Raw genomic sequence first — 22,311 nt, 5'->3', positions numbered from 1 at the left:
CCTCAATATTTCTTTAAAAGTCAAACATAGAGAAATTATTTTGCGTACCTTGCTCAATTTCATCTACTAAATTATATTGTATTTCTTCATCATAATCGTTACGCAACTCGATAATATAATCAAAATCATCCAATGTGTATTCTGACTGACTCACAAATACATCAGGATGTTCCACAACTTTCGTTGCAGGCAATCTCATAATTTCACGAACGAGCTGCCAATGTCTTTCGTTAGCACGCTTCGTTGACACAATTCCATCTAGGATGAAAATATTGTCATCGCTATACTCATCTTCAATTAATTGACTGCGAACAGTTTGCTTAATAAGAGTAGATGATACAAATAACCACCTTTTATTTGCACAAACACTTGCAGCAACAATGGATTCTGTTTTTCCGACACGAGGCATTCCGCGTATCCCAATTAGTTTATGGCCTTCTTTTTTCATGATTTCTGCCATAAAGTCTACAAGTAAGCCTAATTCATCACGCACAAATCGAAATGTTTTCTTATCATCTGCATCTCGTTGTATGTACCTACCATGCCTAACCGCTAGCTTATCTCTTAGCTTGGGCGGACGATATTTCGTTACCGTTATGTTATCCATCGTATTTAAAATTGATTCAAGTCTAGAGATTTGCTCTTGATTATCACACATAAGAAGTAACCCACGTCGTGCATTATCTACACCATTAATTGTGACAATATTAATGCCGAGCATACCGATTAACGAAGAAACGTCACCAAGCAAGCCAGGTCGGTTTTTATGTATTTCATATTCAAAATACCATTCAATCATCCAAGATCACTCCCCTTGCTTACTTTACACCTACGTACTATATTATATGATTTCACCCTAATAGGGAAGCTAAATGTATAATCTATCCTGTGTAATTATTATACAAAAAAGTAGAGAGGAGAATCTCCTCTCTACTTTTACTTATGTTGTACGAACTTAACCATTAAATTTGCAATTGTATGTTGCTCCTGTTCATCAGCAACTTTCCAAAGCTCAGCTAATAATTTCTCTTGGTCATTGCGTCCTTCTACTTCATTAGCAAGATAGTCGCCAACACGAAATGCCATATCTGATACCGCACCGCCATCTAAACCTTTGTCTTGCGCTTGCTCTAAACGTTCTCCTAAAAAGCTCTTCCACTGATCAAAATTATCTAATACTGACATAATTAAGCACCTCACTATTGAGTAATAAAATCATCCTTAATTTGTGCAACTATTCATTTTTTATGTAAGAATTTTTTAGCAGTGCCAACCGCCATTCACTCCGATAATTTGTCCAGTTATGTAAGACGCTCCTGGTGATACGAGAAATGAAACTGTTTTCGCTACTTCTTCTGGTAATCCTATTCTACCTAATGGTATATCTTCAGCAATTCCCATTTTATCTTCTTCAGAAAAAACACTTAACATTTCCGTTTCAATTGCTCCTGGTGCTACTGCATTCACACGTAATCCACTTAAAGAAACTTCTTTCGCTAAAGCTTTCACATATGAATTTTGCGCCCCTTTTACCATTGAATAAAGTACTTCACAAGAAGCCCCTATTTGTCCCCATATAGATGAAACAATTACAATATTACCACTTCTTCTCTCAATCATAGGCGGAAGTGCCATTGAAAGTAATTTATATACGTTCTTCACTTGAAGTTCTACCATATAATCTAATTCATCGTTTGTTACATCTGTTACTAGTCCAAAAATACTCTTCCCAGCTGCGTATACAATAACATCAATAGGATGTTCAATTTGTCCCCACAATTGCTCTGCTCCATCACTAGAAGCTAAATTAGCTTGAACAGGGATAACTTCTCCCCATGCCTTCTGCAATTCCAATACCTTTTCTTCACTGTTATTGTAATGAACATAAACTGTATATCCATCTTGAATTAATTGTTTCGAAATAGCAGAGCCAATCCCTCCGCTCCCTCCAGTTACTAACGCATACTTTTTCATAAATTCCCTCTCTTATCTCTACAAGTTCAATTTTCACACAACTAAATAATACCCTCATCTTACAATTTTTCAATGATAAGATGAGGGTATCTTTTTAATTTTATTTTTTCGGTAACACCTGACAAATACTCATTTTTTCTTCTGATAACAATAATCCCGCTACTTCTTGTAAGTCTTGAACGGTTAGTCCTTCTAATACAGTCAATGCATCAAATAGGCTAGATTCATTAAACGCGTATCGTGTAAATTGATTTGCAATATATTCTGGTGAATTTAACGAGCGTAAAAAACCACCAATTTTCTTTTTCTTCACTCGTTCTAATGCCGCCGCATCTAATTGATCATAATCTGTTTTTAATAAAATATCTTTTAAACGATCTGCCAATTCATCAGGTTGTTTCGTATCACCACCAACCATTGCAAAACCGAAGTTATTTTCTTCTGTATAGTCATACGAGAATGAATCATCAATAAGTCCTTCATTATATAAAGCTTCGTAATGAACAGAACTTTTTCCAAATAAATAATCTAAAAGTAACGTAAGCGCAATTTCTTGTTTTAAAAGCGCTTGCCCCTTTTCTTTTAAATTAGTCGCTTTAATACCAACTAAACATTTCGGTGTTTGCACAGGCATTGAAATAATTTTTTTCTTTTCATTTACCTCATTTGGTTCTTCTTCAAATGAACGCACAATTTCTGGCTGGTTTTTATAATCTTTTTTCGCTTGATTTTCACGTACTAAATCCATTGTTTTCTCTGGATCAATTGCACCCACAACAAATAATAACATATTGCTCGGATGATAAAATGTTTCATAACATTCATATAATAAATCTTTCGTAATTTTACTAATAGATTCGATTGTCCCCGCAATATCAATTTTAATTGGGTGTTTTACAAATAAGCTATCAATTAACCCAAAGTACAAACGCCAATCTGGGTTATCTTGATACATTTGAATTTCTTGCCCAATAATCCCCTTCTCTTTTTCAACCGTTTTTTCAGAGAAATAGGGCTCTTGTACGAAGTTTAGCAATGTATTTAAATTTTGTTCTACGTTTGAAGTACCTGAAAAAAGGTAAGCTGTTCGTGTGAAGGATGTAAAAGCATTTGCCGATGCTCCTTGTTTACTAAACAATTGGAAAGCATCATGATCTTCTTTTTCAAATAATTTATGCTCAAGAAAATGTGCAATCCCATCTGGCACACGAATCATTTCTTCTTTCCCTAATGGTACAAATGTATTATCTACAGAACCATATTTCGTCGTAAACGTTGCAAATGTTTTATTAAATCCTTGTTTCGGTAAAACATATACATCTAATCCATTAGGAAGTTTTTCATAATAGAGTGTTTCTTTTAATTGCTCATAAACAATTTTCTCCACTTACTCTCCCTCCGTTCCTTGTAAAAAGTAAATTGTATCTAGTTCAATATTTTTAGCAACTTTTACAATTTCTTCTTTTGTCACACTTTCTATACCTGTAAGCCATTCTTCAACTGGACGTGTACGATCTGAAATAATACCATGATATAGCATTTCTACAAAGCCACGTGGTGTATCAATTGCCTCTAATATTTGATTTTGGATGACACTTTTTGTTTGATGTATTTCTTCTTCAGAAAACTCTCCGTTTTGCATCGCAAGCATTTGTTCTTTAATAATCTCAACTGCTTTTTCATAATTTTTCGCTTCAATTCCTGACATAACAAATAATAAACCTTTATGACTTTCAAAGCGCGATGCTGCATAGTACGCTAAACTATTTTTTTCACGCACATTTACGAATAACTTCGAATGAGAAAAGCCACCAAACAATCCATTGAACAATTGCAATGCAAAATAATCTTCATCTTTATATGTGACAAATGTACGATAACCGATGTGTAATTTACTTTGTTTTAATTCTTGTTTTTCAACAACTTCTTTTTCTTCATTATTTCGTCTATGAAGGAGTACATTTCTTTCTCTCACTGGACGAGCTGAAATAGAAAAATACTTACTTACAAGATCAACGGCGTTTTCTGAAATATCACCAATAATATATAGATCCATTTCATCTTCCGCTAACACCTTTTGATAATATTGATACAGACTTTCATTTGTAATAGACATAACACTCTCTTTTTTTCCATTTGCACTTAAACGATACGGTTCTACTTTGCACATTTCTTCAATTAAACGCTCGTTTGCATAACGCATTTTATCGTCATAAGTAGCTTCAATTCTCTGTAACAGTGCTCTTTTTTCACTTTCTACGATAGAAGATAGGAAACCGTTGCCCTCCGTTGCTGGATGTAACACAATATCTGACAACATAGAAAGCGCTTTTTCAAATAACGGTGGTGCATCATGTAAGTAAACTTCATTTGCAATGTCTACATAAATGGAGATAATATGGTCTTCCCCTTTTTTACTTACATCTACCGCTAAAGAAGATCCGTATAATTCTTCTAAATATTGACGAAGACGAATTACAGAAGGTAATTTTTCTGTCGCACTTTGCAATACGTATGGCAATAAGGCACGCTCTGTCACCGTCTCCTCATTTAAAGGCGCTTTAAAACGAAATACAAAGGTATTCGTTTTATATTTATCAGTCGGAATAATATGTACGCGCAAACCATCTAACTCATGTAGTTGTTGTTCCATTAGTTTCATTTATAGCCCTCCTTTACGTATATAGGAATATTCCTCTTCAATATACAGTTTTTAGAAATAAAAAATCAACTTTTCTCCCTTATTATGCTTACATATGATTCTTTCTAAAAACTTTAATATGTAAGGAACATAGTAAAATTCCGTATTAAATATATTCTATGTAAAAAAGCCCACACTAATGTGCGAGCTTTTTTATACTTATAAAATACTTATCGTTTTCCTTTTTCATAAGGAGTTCCTAATGCTTTCGGAGCTTCAGAACGACCTACAAAACCAACAAGCGCTAATATTGTGAATACATATGGTAATATCGTTAATAAAACACTTGGAATTTGATCTAGTACAGGAATTGTTCCGCCCGTTACACTTAGAGATTGCGCAAAACCAAAGAATAGAGCTGCACCTAATGCGCCTAGTGGATTCCACTTCCCAAAAATCATAGCAGCTAAAGCTAAGAAACCTTGTCCTGTAATAGTTGCCCCTGAGAAGTTATTAGAAATTGACATTGCAAAAATCGCTCCACCGATTCCAGCAAACACTCCTGAAATACAGACTCCAATATAACGCATTTTATATACATTAATCCCCATCGTATCCGCTGCCATTGGGTGTTCACCAACAGCACGTAGACGAAGACCGAACGGTGTTTTATAAATAACATACCAAACAACGAATGCTAAAATAATGGCAATATACGACGTTATTGGTACGTTCGAGAAAAATATTTTCCCTAAAACCGGAATATCCGAAAGGCCTGGAATATCAATCTTTTCAATACGATACTGAATAAAGTCAGTCTGCCCTTTATCAAAAATCTTCTTAATTGCAAATACTGTTAAACCAAGAGATAAGAAGTTAATGGCTACACCACTTACAACTTGATCTGCTCGGAATGTAATAGAAGCTACCGCATGAAGTAATGCAAATAATCCACTACCAATTGCCGCAAATAATAACGCAATCCATGGAGTCATCGTTCCCCAAGTATCACCCATTAATAAGTTTGTAACAACTCCAATAAATGCACCAAATAGCATTAGTCCTTCTAATCCGATATTTACAACACCCGATCGTTCACTAAATACACCACCTAGTGCTGTGAAAATGATAGGTGCCGATGTATATAACGTACCCGTCACAAGAATGGCTAATATATCTAAAAAGCTCATTTATTTCCCCTCCTTGCTCATGCGTGTAAGCGCCCATCTTAACACATAACTACATGCAACAAAGAAGATGATACATGCAATAATTACATTAATAAGCTCTGACGGTACATCTGCCTCAAAGTTCATTTGAGGGGAAGCACTTTTCAAACCACCAAATAATAAAGCTGAAAGGATTATACCAAACGGATTATTCCCTCCAAGTAATGCTACGGCAATCCCATCAAATCCTACTCCTGTAAACGAAGACATCGCTGTCATACTCTGGAATGTCCCTAATCCTTCCATCGCTCCACCAATCCCCGCAAATGCACCAGCAATTGTCATAGAGAATACTACATTACGAGAAACTTTCATACCTGCATATTGAGAAGCATGCTGATTAAATCCTACAGACTTTAATTCGTAACCTAAAGTTGTTCGATCTAATAAGAACCACATTAAAATAGCGATTAAAATTGCTACAATAATTCCCCAGTGTAGACGTGAACCGTCAGTAATAGAAGCAAGCCAGTCTGAAGATAGTGACGCACTCTCTTTAATATCATACGTTTTGTCATTACCCGCATGTAAGAAACGCTTAATGATGTCATACGTTACATACAACGCAATATAGTTCATCATAATAGTTACAATAACTTCATTCACTTGAAACTTCCCTTTTAAATATCCCGGAATGAAGCCCCAAATTCCGCCCACCAATGCGGCAAATAAAATCGATAATGGAATATGAAGGAACGCTGGTAGTGAGACTGCATAACCGAACCAAACCGCCGCAAGCCAACCAACTAACAATTGACCCTCTACCCCGATATTAAATAAACCTGTACGAAATGCAAACGCCACCGATAAGCCAGCAAGAATAAGCGGTATCATTGTACGGAGCGTTTCACCAATCGCACTTGCGCTGCCGAACATTCCTGTCCAAAGTGCACTATAACCAACAATTGGATCATAGCCACTAACTAGCATTACAATCGCTCCTACAAGTAAGCCGAAAATAACGGATAGTACTGGGACTAAAATATTTATCGTTCGTTCTGTTAAAAGTTTTTTAGCCATTTGTACCCACCTGCTCCTTCTTTGTTCCTCCAGCCATTAACAATCCAAGCTGTTGTTCATTCGTTTCTTTCGCATCAACTATTGCTACAATTTCCCCTTCATAAATAACAGCAATTCGATCGCTAACATTTAAGATTTCATCTAACTCTAATGATAAAAGTAATACACCTTTTCCTTTATCCCTTTGCTCTATTAATCTCTTATGAATAAATTCAATTGCTCCTACATCTAAACCACGTGTTGGCTGTGCCGCAATTAATAAATCTGGATTTCGGTCTACTTCACGTGCAATAATTGCTTTTTGTTGATTGCCCCCAGATAGGGCGCGTGCTAACGTTTGCTCACTAGGTGTACGTACATCAAACTGTTCAATAAGAGACTTTGCTTTTTCTGTAATTTTGCTGAAATTTAAAATCCCTTTCTTTGAAAACGGATTTTTATAGTACGTTTGAAGAACTATATTATCTCTAACAGAAAAATCAAGAACGAGTCCGTGTTTATGACGATCTTCTGGAATATGACCAATTCCTTCTTCTGTTATTCTTCTAACAGGCCAATTTGTTATTTCTTTTCCTTTAATTGCAATAGAACCTGACTCAACTTTTCGTAAACCAGTAATCGCTTCTATTAATTCACTTTGTCCGTTTCCATCAATCCCTGCAATCCCAACAATTTCCCCCGCACGAACAGTTAAGTCAAGGCCTTTTACAGCAGGTAGTTGACGTGCATCGTGAACAACAAGGTTTTCAATTGAAAGTACCTCTTCTTTTGGCTTCGCGTCTATTTTTTCTGTTTTAAAATTCACTTGACGTCCGACCATTAATTCTGCAAGTTTATTTTCATCCGTATTTGCAACGTCAACCGTTCCAATCCCTTTTCCTTTACGAATAATCGTACAACGATCGCAAACTTCCATAATTTCTTTCAACTTATGTGTAATAAGAACAATAGATTTTCCTTCTTGTACAAGCTTTTTCATAATTTGAATTAGCTCATGAATTTCTTGTGGTGTTAACACAGCTGTCGGTTCATCAAATATTAAAATTTCTGCACCGCGGTAAAGAGTTTTCAAAATCTCAACACGCTGTTGCATACCAACTGAAATATCCTGTATTTTCGCATATGGATCTACAGCCAAACCGTATTGTTCAGACAGTTTTTGAATTTCTTTAGCAGCATCCTCAACAGCAATTTTCCCTTTTTTCTTCGGTTCATTTCCGAGAATAATATTCTCTGTAACTGTAAAATTATGAACAAGCATAAAGTGTTGATGGACCATTCCAATACCAAGGTCATTTGCTATATTCGGATTTGTGATTTTTACAGGTTTACCTTTAATTTTAATTTCACCCTGCTCTGGTTGGTACAAACCAAATAGTACATTCATCAATGTGGATTTCCCTGCACCATTTTCTCCAAGTAAAGCATGTATCTCACCCTGCTTTACTTGCAGCGTAATATCATCATTCGCTACAATGCCTGGGAATACTTTCGTAATGTTATTCATCTCAATTACGTATTCCATTGTGTTCCTCCTTTTAACAGGGAACATTCCCTATTACACTATTAACTTATTAAGCAATTCGGAAGTTTTATACATACAAAGGTTAGTTCTATGAACTAACCTTTGCTATTTCTCTATTTATTTTTTTAGAGAAGCTTCGTATTCTTTATACTCTTTATCTGTAGCTGGCACTTTAATTTCACCGGCTGTAATTTTCTTTTCAAGCTCTTCTACTTTTGTTAAAATTTCAGGGTTAACTTTTTTCACGTTATCAGTTGTTTTTGAAATACCAATACCGTCATCTTTTAAGCCAAACTCTTCAATTTTCCCACCTTTTAAATTCCCATCTTTTGCTTCTTTAGCTACTTTTTCTACAGCTACATCAACACGTTTAATCATTGAAGTTAATGTTACATTTTCAGGCATGCCTTCTTGATGTTGGTCACGGTCAACACCGATTACCCAAACATTTTCACCTTTTTTCTTACGGTTTTTCGCTTCTGTGAACACACCGTTACCTGTACCACCAGCAGCATGATAAATTACGTCTACGCCTTGACCATACATTGCTGAAGCAAGAACTGTACCTTTTTCAGGCTTATCGAATGCTTCTGCATATTCAGATACGATTTCAATGTTTGGATTTACTGCCTTTGCACCAGCTTTAAATCCATTTTCAAATTTACTAATTAAATCACTTTTCATTCCACCAACAAATCCTACTTTATTCGATTTTGTTGACATAGCTGCTACCGCACCTACAAGGAATGATCCTTCATGATCTTTAAACGTAATGCTCGTTACGTTCGGTGCATCTACAACAGTATCTACGATTGCAAATTGTTGTTTTGACGATTCTTTTGCTACTTCTTTAATTGCACCCTCTAATTTATAACCAATTCCGAATGTTAAATCATATTTATCTTTCGAGAATTTTTTTAAATTCGGAATATAATCAGCCTCTTTTTCAGACTGAAGGTAACGATAATTTGTCTTTTCTTTTAAACCATTATCTTTACCAAACTTTTGTAACCCTTCCCAAGAAGATTGGTTGAATGACTTATCATCAACGCCCCCAACATCCGTTACGAGACCAACCTTGAAGTCTTTATTGTCTTTCGTGTCTTTCTTGTCACTGCTCGCCTTATCCGAGTTACCACATGCACCTAAAACTGTACTTGCTGCTAATGTTAATGATAATAAAAGGCCTGCTTTTTTCTTCATACTAGAAACCCCTCCAAAAATGATATATATTTATTTATTCTTACGCTGCTGTTCCTTACTTCTTGCTGTCACCTCCCTAAAAAGGAATTTACCTACATACGCTTTCTTAATACGTGGAAGCTAAATTTATCAGCTCTAAAGTAATTGATAGAATATAAGATTGGCTCATCATTTTGATCATAGTGCATTTGTTTTAATACAAGCAGTGCTGTTTCAGGCTCACATTCTAAAATCGGTGAGATTTTAGGGTGATAGCCAATTGGCTCAATGTGGGCAACCGCATATGTTATGCGCTTATGTGTGTTATTATGTATCACCGTTAATAATGATTCCTCATTGTAACCCGATAAATCTGGCAATATTTCTTTTGCAAGTTTATCGATACAATACACCACAGGTTCCCCATCTGCTGTACGTACGCGTTCAATCATCACTGCATTAAAACCATCTTCACTATTAAACTTCTCTTTTTCCTCTTCTGTTAAAGTTGTAGTAGATGATGATAAAAAGATTGTTCCTGGTGTTTTCCCCACACTAGAAATCATATCTGTAATACTAGAAAGTTGTTCTATTCCAGAAGAAAATAATGGCTTTGCATTTACAAATGTCCCTACACCATGTCTACGAATGACAACATTTTCTTCTTCTAAAATACGCAACGCTTCCCTTAAAGTCGCTCTACTTACGCCAAGTTCTTTCGCTAAATCAAACTCTGATGGTAACTTTTGTCGTTCTTTATAAGCCCCATCTTTAATTTTTTCTTTGATGTGATCAATCACCCGTAGATATAGGTGACGACTATCGGATTTTACTGACATAAGACTCCCCCGCATTTCAATTATTCGACCTCTGATGTAAGACTTCTTTTCTCTTTTTTCAACTTACAACATAGTACAAATGACTAAACACCAAAATAAGCGTAATTGTCGAATAAATAATAATAATTTTTTTTAATGAAATTTTCACTCTTTATTGCATAAAAAAAACTTTGCACCATAAACATTCCTCATTTCGAGAAAAAGTTCGGCACAAAGATCCTTTACATCCTTTGTTACACACTTTTCCCCTCATAGTCTAGCAATTCATGGTTGCCAGGTAGAAACTTATGGACCTTATCTCCAAGATTATATGAGGCAGTGATTCTTTTCGAAGTAATCTTACCACTTGCTCTCATACGTGTCAACAAAATCTAACATTTTTCTGCATTAAATATCGAACATTTACATAAAACATACTCAAAGTATTCGTATTCTAAAGAGCGCTCCTGAATGTAAGCCCTTTCTTTATTACTGAGTATAGTATATAACAAAAACACTATATAAAAAAGCCTAATTGTAAAAACAATTAGGCTTTTTTTAAGAACTTTTTTCTTGTACATCATTAATGAGCACTTCTCTCGGTTTACTACCTTCATATGGACCTACTACACCATTCATTTCCATTGCATCAATTAGGCGAGCAGCTCGCGTATAACCTACTCTAAACCTACGTTGTAACATAGAAACAGATGCTGTTTGCATTTCCACTACAAGTTGAACCGCTTCATCATATAATTCATCTTCTACTTCCTGCTTCGTATCAGGAACATCTTGCGGAATCATATCTTCTTGATATTGTGCTTTTTGCTGTCCAATGACATATTCTACAACTCTCTCAACTTCATCATCTGATAAAAATGCGCCTTGTACACGTACAGGTTTCGATGCACCAATTGGTATAAACAGCATGTCTCCACGACCTAGTAGCTTCTCTGCACCACCACCGTCAAGAATTGTACGAGAATCTGTTTGAGAAGATACAGCGAATGCAATACGTGATGGAATATTTGCTTTAATAACACCCGTAATAACATCAACTGACGGACGTTGCGTTGCAATAATTAAATGAATACCAGCAGCACGAGCCATTTGCGCTAGACGCATAATCGCATCCTCTACATCAGACGAAGCAACCATCATTAAATCTGCTAACTCGTCCACAATTACTACAATATAAGGTAATTCGGGTTGTTTCGCTTCTGATTGACTATTATGCTCTTTTATATAATCGTTGTATCCTTCAATGTTACGTGTACCACTATGAGCAAACAATTCATAACGACGTTCCATTTCACTCACAACTTTTTTCAATGCTTGCGATGCTTTTTTCGGATCAGTTACAACTGGCGTTAACAAATGAGGCACACCGTTATATACATTTAACTCTACCATTTTCGGGTCAATCATCATTAATTTTACTTCATGTGGTTTTGCACGCATTAAAATACTAACAATAATACCGTTAATACATACACTTTTCCCGCTACCTGTCGCACCAGCTACGAGTAAATGGGGCATTTTATTTAGACGGGCTAATACAGCTTCACCTGTAATATCTCGGCCAAGACCAATTAACAACTTCTCTTCCGGATGGTTATTAGCCTTAGAATCAAGCACTTCCCTCAGTGTTACCATCGAAACTTCTGAGTTCGGAACTTCGATCCCTACAGCTGATTTCCCGGGAATTGGCGCTTCAATACGAATGTCCTTTGCAGCTAAAGCAAGGGCTAAATCATCACTTAAACTGACAATTTTGCTTACTTTTACCCCCATATCAGGATACACTTCATATTTTGTAACTGCAGGACCTCTATGTACTTTTGTTACTTTCGCTTTCACTCCGAAACTTTGGAATGTACGTTCTAATTTACGAGCATTCTCATAAATTTCCGCATTTTCATTTGTAACTTGCTTATTCTTTGGAAATTTTAATATATCAAGTGAAGGAAGCTTGTAATCTTTATTTTCTACATTTGAAAATTGCATAGGAGGTGCTTGCGCTTCACTCTCTAACGATTCAACAATTTTTTCTCCACGCTTTTTCTTTGGTTCTTCAATTGGCGGAGTCTCTTCAATAAACGGTGAAGTGATCAAATCTTCTTCCTCTACTTCGATTCGTTTATCCTCTTCTTCATTTACAGGATAATTCTCAGTGAAATTCGAAATAATCGGAGGATCAATTGAAATTTCTTCCATCGGCTCAATAATTTCTTCTTGTTCTGCAGCACGTTTGCTTCTTGTGCTTCTTGTTGTTTTTTTCTTTTCTGTTTGTTCAGCCGTTCTTTTAGCTCTCCAATCTTTATAATCCCCTTGCATCACTTGAAATTGACTTCTAAGAATTCTACCAACTGGCGCTAACACTTCTCCAATATGCTTATTTGTTATACAAAGTATACCGAGAATAACTAGAATAATACCAATGATATAAGCTCCTACTTCGTCAAATAAGAAGTAACATGTTGCGAACATAAGCGCACCAAACATACCACCACCTAAATGAACGCTATCTGGCCCCTTTTTCATTTCAAGAAAGAAGTTATCTTTCGTACTCACAATAACAGAAGTATTTTGCACTGCTCCATCTTTTGTAAGAAGGTTAAATAATGTAATATGACTAAACATTAATATCGCCAATACAATTAAATAAAATCCAATTAATCGTTTATTTAAAAGGTTCGGCCATCCGCGTTTTATAACAAAGGAAACCGATAAAGCTATTACACCTAACACACCAATTATGTACCACTCACCAAAGAAGAAGCGAAAAAATAACACAAACGATTTTCCTACAACGCCTAGCTGTAAAATCGTAATGATTGAAAGTGCAAAAAGAGTTAAACCGACGATTTCATAATACAAAGTTGGCTTTATCGTACGTCTTGCCTTTGCCTTCGTCCCTCTTTGCTTTTGTTTTGCCATTTCTTCACCTCGCGTTCTACATATAAATAAAGCTCCCCTCAAAACGCTCTATTTATATGTCTGTTTTCTCTATTTTTCAGGTCTTTATATCTTCTATTTTTACACTTCTTGTAAAATGCTAAATAAACAGAAGAAAGCAGCCTACTCATGGCTGCTCAACCGTCTTGTTTTTTATATTATACCATAGCTTCTAAACAAAATCCTTCTTTTTGCTAAAAGGTTATTTTCTGACCGGGCTCAAACTCTAAATAGTGAAGTGGGTCCGTACTTAGCACACGTACAATAGAATAACATCCATGTTCCTCTTCAGAAACCATTAATTCCACACCATTTATATTTACAACTTTTTGACTTTCACATTGTGAATAATCGGCCGGATACACAAGTTGCTCTGGCATAATTGTATATAAAATCATTGTAGCATTGTCCCTTCTGTACTATCTTCCGCGCGAACATCTATTAATTCGTTTAATTTTCGAATCGCATTTCCAATACCGCCAACATCATCTATAAGACCGTACTTTACTGCATCCCCACCAATTACATTCGTCCCAATATCTCGCGTTAAATTCCCTTTCGCAAACATAAGCTCTTTAAAACGATCTTCTGTTACTTTTGAGTGCTTCGTCACAAAACGAATGACTCTTTCTTGCATCTTATCCAAATACTCAAATGTTTGTGGCACACCTATGACAAGACCTGTTAAACGAATTGGATGAATTGTCATCGTCGCAGTTTCCGCAATAAACGAATAGTCAGTAGAAACAGCAATCGGTACACCGATGGAATGTCCCCCACCTAAAACTAGAGATACTGTTGGTTTTGAAAGTGAAGCTACCATTTCAGAAATTGCTAGCCCAGCTTCAACGTCACCTCCAACCGTATTTAATATTAAAAGCAAACCTTCAATTTTCGGATTTTGTTCAATCGCAACAATTTGCGGAATGATATGCTCGTATTTTGTTGTTTTATTTTGCGGTGGTAATTGAACATGACCTTCCACTTGTCCGATAATCGTTAAACAATGAATACGTGATTCATTCATCTGTGGTACATTTGTCTGTCCAAGCTGTTGAATTTTTTCGACTATTGAAGCCTCTTTTCCAGCTTCTTTTGGCTCAGCTTCTTTTTCTTCATTTGTATATCGATCACGTTCTGTCATTTCGCATCCCCTTTCACTCGTATATAACTATTATTTCTTAAGTTATAAATTTCATTCGATAGGGTTAAAAAGAAAAAAGATCACCCATAAGGGTGATCTTTTTTATACTTCCATAATAATCGGTAAAATCATAGGTTTTCTCTTTGTCTCTTCGTACAAGAACTGTCCTAATAATTCACGAATATTTTGTTTTAACATTGACCATTCAATTGAATATTCTTTAATTGACTGCTCAACAATCATACGTACAATCTCTGTAGAACGTTCAATTAATGCTTCTGATTCACGAACATATACGAAACCACGTGAAATGATTTCTGGACCAGAGATAATTTTCTTTTCATCTTTACCAAGCGTTACAACAACTACTAGTATTCCATCTTGAGATAACATCTTTCTATCTCGAAGAACGATATTACCAACGTCACCTACACCTAATCCATCAATTAAAACATTACCAGCTTGTACTTTACCGACTAAGTTCGCTTCATCGTCACCAAAAGCAATTACATCGCCTTTTTCTACGATAAAGATATTTTCTCTTGTAATACCTACATCTTCAGCTAAATATGCATGCGCTTTTTGCATACGGAACTCACCATGTACGGGTACAAAGTACTTTGGTTTCATTAAATTTAACATTAATTTTAATTCTTCTTGGCTACCGTGACCTGACACGTGAACTTTTCTTTCGCCGTAATAAACAACTTCAGCTCCAGCTCTAAATAACAAATCAATAATTTTTGATACAGATATTTCATTACCCGGAATTGGCGAAGCAGCAATGATAACAGTATCACCTTTACGAATTGAAATTTGTTTATGTGCTTGTTTTGCCATTCTAGATAGAGCAGCCATCGGTTCACCTTGACTACCTGTCGTTAAAATAGCTACCTTTTTCTCTGGGAAGTTGTCTACTTCTTGTAATGAAATAACCATACCTTCTGGAACATCTAAATAACCAAGACGTCTTGCAATGTCTACTACTTTCACCATACTACGTCCTACTACCGCTACTTTTCGCCCTGTTTCAGCAGCTGCATCAAATACTTGTTGAATACGATGTACATTTGATGCAAATGAAGCAACGATAATACGACCTTCTGCGCCATAGAACACTTTAGAGATTTCTACACCAACTTCTTTTTCTGAACCTGTATAACCTGGGCGCTCTGCGTTTGTACTATCAGATAATAAGCAAAGTACGCCTTCATTTCCGATTTGCGCCATTTTCCCAAGGTCTGCTCCACTATTTCCAATTGGAGTTTGATCGAATTTAAAGTCTCCCGTATATACGACTGCACCTTTTGATGTATGGAAACAAACGCCAACAGAATCTGGAATACTATGTGTTGTTCCGAAGAATGACACCGTTGTAGTGTTAAATTCTACTGTTGAATTTGAATCGATTGTTTTTAGGTCTACACGGCCTAACATGCCCGCTTCACCAAGTTTTTCTTGTATAAGTCCTACTGTTAATTTCGTTGCATAGACTGGAATAGATAATTTACGAAGTACATACACAATTCCACCAATATGATCTTCATGACCGTGAGTAATAAATAAACCTTTTACTCGCTCTTGATTTTCCACTAAATATGTAATATCAGGAATAACGATATCAATTCCAAACATTTCATCTCCCGGGAACATTAACCCTGCATCTACGATAAAGATTTCAGAATCAATTTCAACACAGTACATGTTTTTCCCGATTTCACCTACTCCACCAAGAGCAAATACTTTAACAGACTCATTCTCTTTTCTCTTCATGTTGTTGCCTGGTTTAAAAATCTTGCAAACACTGATTTCACTAAAATTGCAGAGACACCAGGGGAAACTCTACAACCACCATATTTTCACCGTCCAAGACGAATGTCCTTACCGTTATGCGATATCATGTCCTTGTTTATTTTTTAAACCAGGTTTCACCTCTCTTTCATTATATAAATCAAATATCTTATTCGATATGATATGAAAATTTAATTAAATTATAATTTTTCCCAATTTTGCTAAGCATACCCGTACTAAGCTACTTAGCCATATTATACCTGATACAAGAAATAGAACACAAGTTAAATCGTGCGAAAGAAAGAGTAAAAGAACGGAATGACAACAAAAGTATCGAAGGTATTTCCTTTATATTTACTTCGATTTTATACTCCATATTATTTTGAAGAACTAGCCATACATACGCTAAATTCATTTCATAATAGGGAGTTTCAAGATTTATTTTTCTAGAATCCAACAAAAACACTTACAAAATGGAGTTTTTTTATGAATTACGTCAAATTTGAGGGGATTTCTCTAAAAACAAACACCGTAGTTTATTACGTTTATTCCATAATATCTATCATTTTTTGACTCGGTTAAAGGAGTACGATTATTTTCTTATACACATAATGAAGAAGCGATTAATATTCTTATAAGAACACATATAGGTGAGAAAACGAGAAAAAGATTTGCATATAATAAAAAATGACCTAGTTCTACACTAGGTCATTTTTTATTAACGAGGGATAGATTGCATTACAGATTGTAACGTTACTCTTTCTTCTTCTGTTAATGGAAGAAGTGGTAAACGTACAGAACCTACATCTAATCCAACCATTTGTAACGCTGTTTTTACTGGAGTTGGACTTGGCGCCATAAATAATGAATCAGTTACTCTTACAAGTAATTGATGTAATTTTTGTGCCTTCTTAAATTCTCCTGATTGAAATGCTGTAATCATTTCTTGCATTTCGTTTCCGATAACATGAGATGCTACCGAAACGATACCTTTCGCTCCAACTGCCATAGCTGGTAACGTTAAACCATCATCACCGCTGTATACCGCAAAGTCGTCCGCTGTTTTTTCAATGATTTCTGTCATTGTTAACACATCGCCGCCGGCATCTTTAATAGCAACAATGTTTTCTATTTCTGATAAACGAACAACTGTATCAACGGAGATTTGTACAATAGATCGTCCCGGAACGTTATATAGCATAACCGGAAGCGGCGTGCTTTCAGCAATTGCTTTAAAATGCTGATACATTCCTTCTTGACTCGGTTTGTTATAATACGGTGCTACTAGCATTACTGCATCCACACCAACTTCTGTTGCCTTTTTAGTTAAGTCAATAGAAGCATGCGTATTATTGCTACCTGTTCCAGCGATTACGGGCACTCTTTTATCGACAACAGATACGACATGGCGATATAACGCTACTTTCTCTTCTGAAGTTAATGTAGGAGATTCTCCTGTCGTTCCTCCTACCACGATTGCTGTTGTACCGTTATCAATTAAATAATTTACCAATTTCGTTGTCTTTGCAAAATCGATATTCCCGTTTATATCAAACGGTGTTACCATCGCGGTTGCAATTGTCCCAAAATCTATCATGGTCTCACTCCTTATTGTTCCAGTTGCTTTTCTTTTGAAAGCTCAAACGCACTATGTAATGCATTTACAGCCTCCACTAAATCAATTTCTTTTACAAGAACCCAAATTGTTGTATGACTATCTGCCGATTGCAGGATTTGAATACCTTTTTCTGCTAAAGCTGTAACGATTTTTGCAGTAACCCCTGGGATGCCTGCCATTCCAGCTCCAACGATAGATACTTTCGCACAATGTTCTGTCACAATTGGCTCATATCCAAGTTGTTTTAGCACTTCGACAGCACGAGCTGATACATTATCATTTACTGTGTAAGCTACACCAGTAGGAGAAATGTTAATTAAATCAACACTAATGCCTTCGTTTGCCATTTCTTTAAATACATGCTGCTGTATGTCGTATGCCGTTTCTTTTGCAAGTACTTTAATTTGCGTTACGTTCGATACGTGGGCAATACCTGTAACAGGACGTTCTTCTACATCCTGCCCTTTTGTAGCACCATCGTATGCTGCAATAAGAGTACCTTCACTTTCAGAATACGTAGAACGTACACGAAGTGGAACTTTTGCATGCATCGCAATTTCAACTGCACGTGGATGAACGACTTTCGCACCTTGATAAGCCATGTTACAAATTTCGTTATACGTTACAGTTTGAAGATGACGTGCATCTTTTACAATACGAGGATCCGCAGTCATAACACCTTCTACATCAGTGAATATATCGATATATTCAGCATGAAGTGCAACACCTAATGCTGAAGCTGAAGTATCACTACCTCCGCGTCCAAGTGTTGTCGTATCACCTTTTTTCGTTTGCCCTTGAAATCCTGTAACGACGATTACATCTACATTTTCTAACTCTTCATGTATACGATCGCAATTCATTTCAATAATCTTTGCATTCGTAAAGTCATCATTCGTTACAAAACCAGCTTGTGCACCATTTAATGCTGCTGCTTTTATACCGTTCTCATTCAACATATTAGAGAAAACAATTGCAGAGATTAACTCTCCGCATGATAATAATAAATCTTGCTCACGTTTAGAAATAGTAGATTCCTCTTGATTTACAAGACTTAATAACGTATCCGTTGCATATGGTTCACCTTTACGGCCCATAGCAGATACGACAGTAACCACTTTATAACCAGCAGCTAATGATTTTTTTATATGATGAAGCGCATGCTTACGTCCATTATCATCACGTACTGATGTGCCACCAAATTTTTGAACAATTATTTTCATATTTTGCACCTTCTCTTAGCCGTTTACACTAATTGTAATTTTACTAAGCGCTCTGCAATTTGAACAGAATTCCATGCAGCGCCTTTTAATAAGTTATCAGATACGACCCAAAGATGGAATCCTTTATCGTTATTTAAATCTTTACGGATTCTTCCAACGAATACTTCGTTTTTACCTACTGCAGTAGCTGGCATTGGATATAACTGCTCTTCTGGATTATCTTGCAGAACAATACCTTCCGCATTTGCAAGTAAGCTCTTTAATTCTGCTACTGTTACGCCTTCTTTTTCTACTTCGATGTAAACAGACTCAGAGTGTCCTGATACAACTGGTAAACGTACACATGTTGCCGCTACTTCTAATTCAGGCATATGCATAATTTTTTTCGTTTCGTTAATCATTTTCATTTCTTCAAACGTAAATCCATTATCTTGGAATTTATCAATCTGTGGAATCGCATTAAAAGCAATTTGGAAATGCTTCTTATCACCTGATACAGGAAGAACATTTGCCTTAACTTCTTCGCCATTTAAGATTGCTTGTGATTGTTCATGCAGTTCTTCAATAGCTGCCGCACCAGCACCTGATACAGCTTGATATGTGGAAACGATTACTCGTTTTAAACCATATTGCTGACGAACTGGCTCAAGAGCTACTACCATTTGAATTGTAGAACAGTTTGGATTTGCAATAATACCATTATGTTCTTTTAAGTCGTTTTCATTTACTTCAGGTACAACAAGTGGCACGTTTTCTGTCATACGGAATGCACTTGTATTATCAACAACAATCGCACCGCGTTTTGCTGCTTCTGGCGCTAATTGTTTCGATACAGATCCACCAGCACTAAATAGTGCGATATCTACTCCTTCAAAGCTTTCAGGAGTTGCCTCTTGAACTGTAAATTCTTCGCCTTTAAATACAAGTTTCTTACCTGCAGATCGTTTAGATGAAAGTAACGTTAATTTCCCGATTGGAAATTCTCGTTTCTCTAAAGTATTTAACATTTGTTCACCAACTGCGCCGGTTGCTCCAACTACAGCGACATGAAAAGTTTTTTGCTTTTCCATCACTATGCCCCTTTCTAGATACCAATCCTTCTATAACTTAGAATCAGAAGGAGTATACAATACCCCTTCTGATCTTAATAACGTTAATTTTATCATATTCTACAGTAAGAATGATGGTTTCATCAAAAATTGTCCGTTTTTTTTCGTTTTTTAATTCATATATCTGAATTTTTCTACGACCACCGGTTGCAATTGCTTCCCTTGCAGCGCTTCTAACACTGTATCTTCCAGCAGCTCCATGCGAGCTACCATTGAGTTCGGTTTTTTCTCCGGTGCATCTTGGCCGAATGGGACGAAGTAGATGTTTTTTGTTGCCATTAGGCGCATGAGATTTACCCCATTTAACCCTAAAGCATCATTCGTCGAAACAGCCAATACGACAGGCTTGCCATTTCTTAGCGTCGCTTTTGCTGCCATTAGTACTGGAGAGTCTGTCATTGCATTTGCAAATTTACTCATAGAATTTCCTGTTAAAGGAGCGATTACCATGCAGTCTAATGGAATTTTAGGTCCAAGTGGCTCTGCTCCAACAATTGAATTAATTGCTTTAAAACCTGTTATTTCTTCAATCTTCTTAATCCACTCTGCTCCTTCTCCAAATCTAGTATTTGTTGATTGAACAGTGTATGAAACAACAGGACGTACTTCTGCTCCTTCAGCAATTAATTTTTCTAAGTGCGGCATAACTTCCTCATACGTACAATGTGAACCTGTAAATCCGAAACCAATTCGTTTCCCCTTCAAACTCATTTCTTTTCCTCCTCCTTTGCAATTGCATCTGCTGCTAATAACTGAGAAAGAACATTTGCTAAAATTTGCCCAGCCGTTTTTGGGGCAACAATACCTGGTAATCCAGGTGCTAGCAATGCTTTGACTCCTCTTTTTTCCGCATATCTAAAGTCAGTACCGCCTGGTTTAGAAGCTAAATCAATCACTAACGTATGAGCTGGCATTTTTGCAATAACATTCGCTGTTACAACGAGATGCGGAATCGTATTAATTACAATATCGATATTTCCTACTTCTTTCTCTATGTCTTGCATATGAAAAGGAGAAAACATCATTTCTGTAATACGTGCAATATGTTCAGATCGTCTTGCTCCAACTTTGACATGGGCTCCTAATGATTGAAATGCTCTCGCAACACTCATTCCTGTTCTCCCAAATCCTAGAACCATTACATTGGACCCATGAATTGTATAGTCGGTATGTTGAATTACCATCATTAATGTACCTTCTACCGTTGGAATAGAATTGTATATTGCTACATCATCACGATCAAATAATTTAACAAGTTTTCGATTCGTAGTAGATACGAGATTTTCCAAGTAAGGTGTACCAATACCTGAATATATAGTAAAGTGTTCTGGTGTATTTTCAATTTGTTCTTTCGTTATTGAAACTTTTTCATTTGAAAAAATAGTATCTACTTCTCCTTTGGCATTTGTACCGGCAACCGGCAAAATAATTGCGTCTACAGAAGTGAAATCTAAATTTTGTATACTTTCTTTTGCTGCCCCTGTGAAACCATGATCTAACTGATCAAAACCTATCAAAGAAAGTTTCGCATCCAATTCAACTAGCTTACGAATTACTTCTAGCTGCCTTGCATCTCCTCCTATGACAGCAATATGCATCTCAGTCAACATTCCCTAATTCACCTTCTTTTTCTGTCATTTATAAGAAAAGTGCCTACTTTTTCTTTTTCCTCCACATCATATGTAATGTACGAGTTTATGGTGATTGAAAATCCAAATGCACACATGATTTATCAGGTTTCTATGTAGATACAAAAAAAGATGACCAAAATGGCCATCCTTCACTCCGAATTTGAACGATCTATACTATCACAAAGAAGCATATCGTGTCCGACTTTCTTTATTTGACTCCATGCCACCCTTACTTCTTGTGGTTCCTTTTTAAAACCTCCCCACTTCCCTACAGGTATTATAAGTGTTTGTATTTGTCCGTCTTTCTCATTAATCTCTAAATCCATATAACCTAAGGCTCCCATTTTTTCCGCTTTTTCTATATCTACAACCTCTTTACCGCTTAATTCACTTAATCGCATACTCACTCCACTCCCCTACTAAATTTTTCATTTGCATTGTCTATAAT

General features: G+C 36.1%; 20 protein-coding genes and 1 riboswitch. All 20 genes read right to left on the bottom strand.

Going from position 1 to position 22,311, the window contains the following annotated elements; translation table 11 throughout:
* Positions 1-13: 13 nt before the first annotated feature.
* On the bottom strand, positions 14-799 hold the full coding sequence (locus tag ACK1U5_RS20710; RefSeq protein WP_000574107.1) for a DUF3388 domain-containing protein: 786 nt from the start codon (positions 797-799) through the stop codon (positions 14-16).
* Between the two features lie 137 nt (positions 800-936).
* Complete coding sequence (locus ACK1U5_RS20705) at positions 937-1,185, bottom strand: DUF3243 domain-containing protein (RefSeq protein ID WP_000114450.1); 249 nt, start codon at positions 1,183-1,185, stop codon at positions 937-939.
* 75 nt (positions 1,186-1,260) lie between these two features.
* A complete protein-coding gene (gene ymfI / locus ACK1U5_RS20700; RefSeq protein WP_048567510.1) occupies positions 1,261-1,974 on the bottom strand; it encodes an elongation factor P 5-aminopentanone reductase in 714 nt (237 codons plus the stop codon).
* A 100-nt stretch (positions 1,975-2,074) separates the two neighbouring features.
* A complete protein-coding gene (gene yfmH / locus ACK1U5_RS20695; RefSeq protein WP_048567509.1) occupies positions 2,075-3,361 on the bottom strand; it encodes an EF-P 5-aminopentanol modification-associated protein YfmH in 1,287 nt (428 codons plus the stop codon).
* Positions 3,362-4,636 carry an EF-P 5-aminopentanol modification-associated protein YfmF gene (yfmF, locus tag ACK1U5_RS20690; protein WP_000772405.1) on the bottom strand — a complete coding sequence of 425 codons (1,275 nt, stop codon included), beginning with the start codon at positions 4,634-4,636 and terminating at the stop codon, positions 3,362-3,364. It abuts the gene before it with no gap.
* A gap of 209 nt (positions 4,637-4,845) precedes the next feature.
* Positions 4,846-5,805 (bottom strand): ABC transporter permease, encoded by a 960-nt coding sequence (locus ACK1U5_RS20685; protein ID WP_000008857.1) that lies wholly within the window; start codon positions 5,803-5,805, stop codon positions 4,846-4,848.
* The gene (locus ACK1U5_RS20680; RefSeq protein WP_001085254.1) at positions 5,806-6,864 is read right to left on the bottom strand and encodes an ABC transporter permease; all 1,059 of its coding nucleotides are present in this window, start codon (positions 6,862-6,864) and stop codon (positions 5,806-5,808) included.
* On the bottom strand, positions 6,857-8,389 hold the full coding sequence (locus tag ACK1U5_RS20675; protein WP_000456909.1) for an ABC transporter ATP-binding protein: 1,533 nt from the start codon (positions 8,387-8,389) through the stop codon (positions 6,857-6,859). Before ACK1U5_RS20675 ends, ACK1U5_RS20680 begins: the two co-directional genes overlap by 8 nt.
* A gap of 117 nt (positions 8,390-8,506) precedes the next feature.
* Positions 8,507-9,592 (bottom strand): BMP family lipoprotein, encoded by a 1,086-nt coding sequence (locus ACK1U5_RS20670; protein ID WP_000725771.1) that lies wholly within the window; start codon positions 9,590-9,592, stop codon positions 8,507-8,509.
* 92 nt (positions 9,593-9,684) lie between these two features.
* Positions 9,685-10,410, bottom strand: a complete 726-nt coding sequence (locus tag ACK1U5_RS20665) for a GntR family transcriptional regulator (protein ID WP_000114182.1) — start codon at positions 10,408-10,410, stop codon at positions 9,685-9,687.
* Between the two features lie 232 nt (positions 10,411-10,642).
* A riboswitch (purine riboswitch) is annotated at positions 10,643-10,744 on the bottom strand.
* Between the two features lie 203 nt (positions 10,745-10,947).
* Positions 10,948-13,329: a DNA translocase FtsK gene (locus ACK1U5_RS20660; protein WP_001118776.1), complete on the bottom strand. Its 2,382-nt coding sequence runs from the start codon at positions 13,327-13,329 to the stop codon at positions 10,948-10,950.
* A gap of 212 nt (positions 13,330-13,541) precedes the next feature.
* Positions 13,542-13,745 (bottom strand): YlzJ-like family protein, encoded by a 204-nt coding sequence (locus ACK1U5_RS20655; RefSeq protein WP_000605020.1) that lies wholly within the window; start codon positions 13,743-13,745, stop codon positions 13,542-13,544.
* Positions 13,742-14,491, bottom strand: a complete 750-nt coding sequence (tepA, locus tag ACK1U5_RS20650; RefSeq protein WP_000139806.1) for a translocation-enhancing protein TepA — start codon at positions 14,489-14,491, stop codon at positions 13,742-13,744. The genes ACK1U5_RS20655 and tepA overlap by 4 nt, the downstream gene beginning before the upstream one ends.
* 102 nt (positions 14,492-14,593) lie before the next feature.
* On the bottom strand, positions 14,594-16,264 hold the full coding sequence (locus ACK1U5_RS20645; protein ID WP_000823096.1) for a ribonuclease J: 1,671 nt from the start codon (positions 16,262-16,264) through the stop codon (positions 14,594-14,596).
* 736 nt (positions 16,265-17,000) lie between these two features.
* Positions 17,001-17,879, bottom strand: a complete 879-nt coding sequence (gene dapA, locus ACK1U5_RS20640; protein ID WP_000564764.1) for a 4-hydroxy-tetrahydrodipicolinate synthase — start codon at positions 17,877-17,879, stop codon at positions 17,001-17,003.
* Between the two features lie 11 nt (positions 17,880-17,890).
* A complete protein-coding gene (gene dapG, locus ACK1U5_RS20635; RefSeq protein ID WP_000692453.1) occupies positions 17,891-19,123 on the bottom strand; it encodes an aspartate kinase in 1,233 nt (410 codons plus the stop codon).
* A gap of 23 nt (positions 19,124-19,146) precedes the next feature.
* A complete protein-coding gene (asd, locus tag ACK1U5_RS20630) occupies positions 19,147-20,193 on the bottom strand; it encodes an aspartate-semialdehyde dehydrogenase (RefSeq protein WP_016080543.1) in 1,047 nt (348 codons plus the stop codon).
* Between the two features lie 150 nt (positions 20,194-20,343).
* Positions 20,344-20,943 carry a dipicolinate synthase subunit B gene (gene dpaB, locus ACK1U5_RS20625; RefSeq protein ID WP_000053596.1) on the bottom strand — a complete coding sequence of 200 codons (600 nt, stop codon included), beginning with the start codon at positions 20,941-20,943 and terminating at the stop codon, positions 20,344-20,346.
* Positions 20,940-21,842, bottom strand: coding sequence for a dipicolinic acid synthetase subunit A (gene dpaA / locus ACK1U5_RS20620; protein WP_000954735.1), 903 nt, complete (start codon positions 21,840-21,842; stop codon positions 20,940-20,942). Before dpaA ends, dpaB begins: the two co-directional genes overlap by 4 nt.
* Positions 21,843-22,012: 170 nt before the next feature.
* A complete protein-coding gene (locus tag ACK1U5_RS20615) occupies positions 22,013-22,264 on the bottom strand; it encodes a YlmC/YmxH family sporulation protein (RefSeq protein WP_001239756.1) in 252 nt (83 codons plus the stop codon).
* Between the last annotated feature and the right edge of the window lie 47 nt (positions 22,265-22,311).

This window comes from Bacillus sp. XB1 (genome assembly GCF_053557995.1).
The sequence above is the reverse complement of the archived record's forward strand: the minus strand, read 5'-3'. Positions and strand labels throughout refer to the sequence as shown.

Excerpts from the sequence above, each read along its gene's own strand:
- ACK1U5_RS20705 (WP_000114450.1), bottom strand. The coding sequence starts at position 1,185 with ATGTCAGTATTAGATAATTTTGATCAGTGGAAGAGCTTTTTAGGAGAA.
- ACK1U5_RS20665 (WP_000114182.1), bottom strand. The coding sequence starts at position 10,410 with ATGTCAGTAAAATCCGATAGTCGTCACCTATATCTACGGGTGATTGAT.
- ACK1U5_RS20660 (WP_001118776.1), bottom strand. The coding sequence starts at position 13,329 with ATGGCAAAACAAAAGCAAAGAGGGACGAAGGCAAAGGCAAGACGTACG.
- asd (WP_016080543.1), bottom strand. The coding sequence starts at position 20,193 with ATGGAAAAGCAAAAAACTTTTCATGTCGCTGTAGTTGGAGCAACCGGC.
- ACK1U5_RS20645 (WP_000823096.1), bottom strand. The coding sequence starts at position 16,264 with ATGAAGAGAAAAGAGAATGAGTCTGTTAAAGTATTTGCTCTTGGTGGA.
- ACK1U5_RS20680 (WP_001085254.1), bottom strand. The coding sequence starts at position 6,864 with ATGGCTAAAAAACTTTTAACAGAACGAACGATAAATATTTTAGTCCCA.
- dapG (WP_000692453.1), bottom strand. The coding sequence starts at position 19,123 with ATGAAAATAATTGTTCAAAAATTTGGTGGCACATCAGTACGTGATGAT.
- ACK1U5_RS20670 (WP_000725771.1), bottom strand. The coding sequence starts at position 9,592 with ATGAAGAAAAAAGCAGGCCTTTTATTATCATTAACATTAGCAGCAAGT.
- tepA (WP_000139806.1), bottom strand. The coding sequence starts at position 14,491 with ATGACAGAACGTGATCGATATACAAATGAAGAAAAAGAAGCTGAGCCA.
- yfmF (WP_000772405.1), bottom strand. The coding sequence starts at position 4,636 with ATGAAACTAATGGAACAACAACTACATGAGTTAGATGGTTTGCGCGTA.
- dapA (WP_000564764.1), bottom strand. The coding sequence starts at position 17,879 with ATGATAGATTTTGGGACAATTGCAACCGCGATGGTAACACCGTTTGAT.
- ACK1U5_RS20685 (WP_000008857.1), bottom strand. The coding sequence starts at position 5,805 with ATGAGCTTTTTAGATATATTAGCCATTCTTGTGACGGGTACGTTATAT.
- ACK1U5_RS20710 (WP_000574107.1), bottom strand. The coding sequence starts at position 799 with ATGATTGAATGGTATTTTGAATATGAAATACATAAAAACCGACCTGGC.
- ACK1U5_RS20615 (WP_001239756.1), bottom strand. The coding sequence starts at position 22,264 with ATGCGATTAAGTGAATTAAGCGGTAAAGAGGTTGTAGATATAGAAAAA.
- dpaB (WP_000053596.1), bottom strand. The coding sequence starts at position 20,943 with ATGAGTTTGAAGGGGAAACGAATTGGTTTCGGATTTACAGGTTCACAT.
- ACK1U5_RS20675 (WP_000456909.1), bottom strand. The coding sequence starts at position 8,389 with ATGGAATACGTAATTGAGATGAATAACATTACGAAAGTATTCCCAGGC.
- ACK1U5_RS20655 (WP_000605020.1), bottom strand. The coding sequence starts at position 13,745 with ATGATTTTATATACAATTATGCCAGAGCAACTTGTGTATCCGGCCGAT.
- dpaA (WP_000954735.1), bottom strand. The coding sequence starts at position 21,842 with ATGTTGACTGAGATGCATATTGCTGTCATAGGAGGAGATGCAAGGCAG.
- ymfI (WP_048567510.1), bottom strand. The coding sequence starts at position 1,974 with ATGAAAAAGTATGCGTTAGTAACTGGAGGGAGCGGAGGGATTGGCTCT.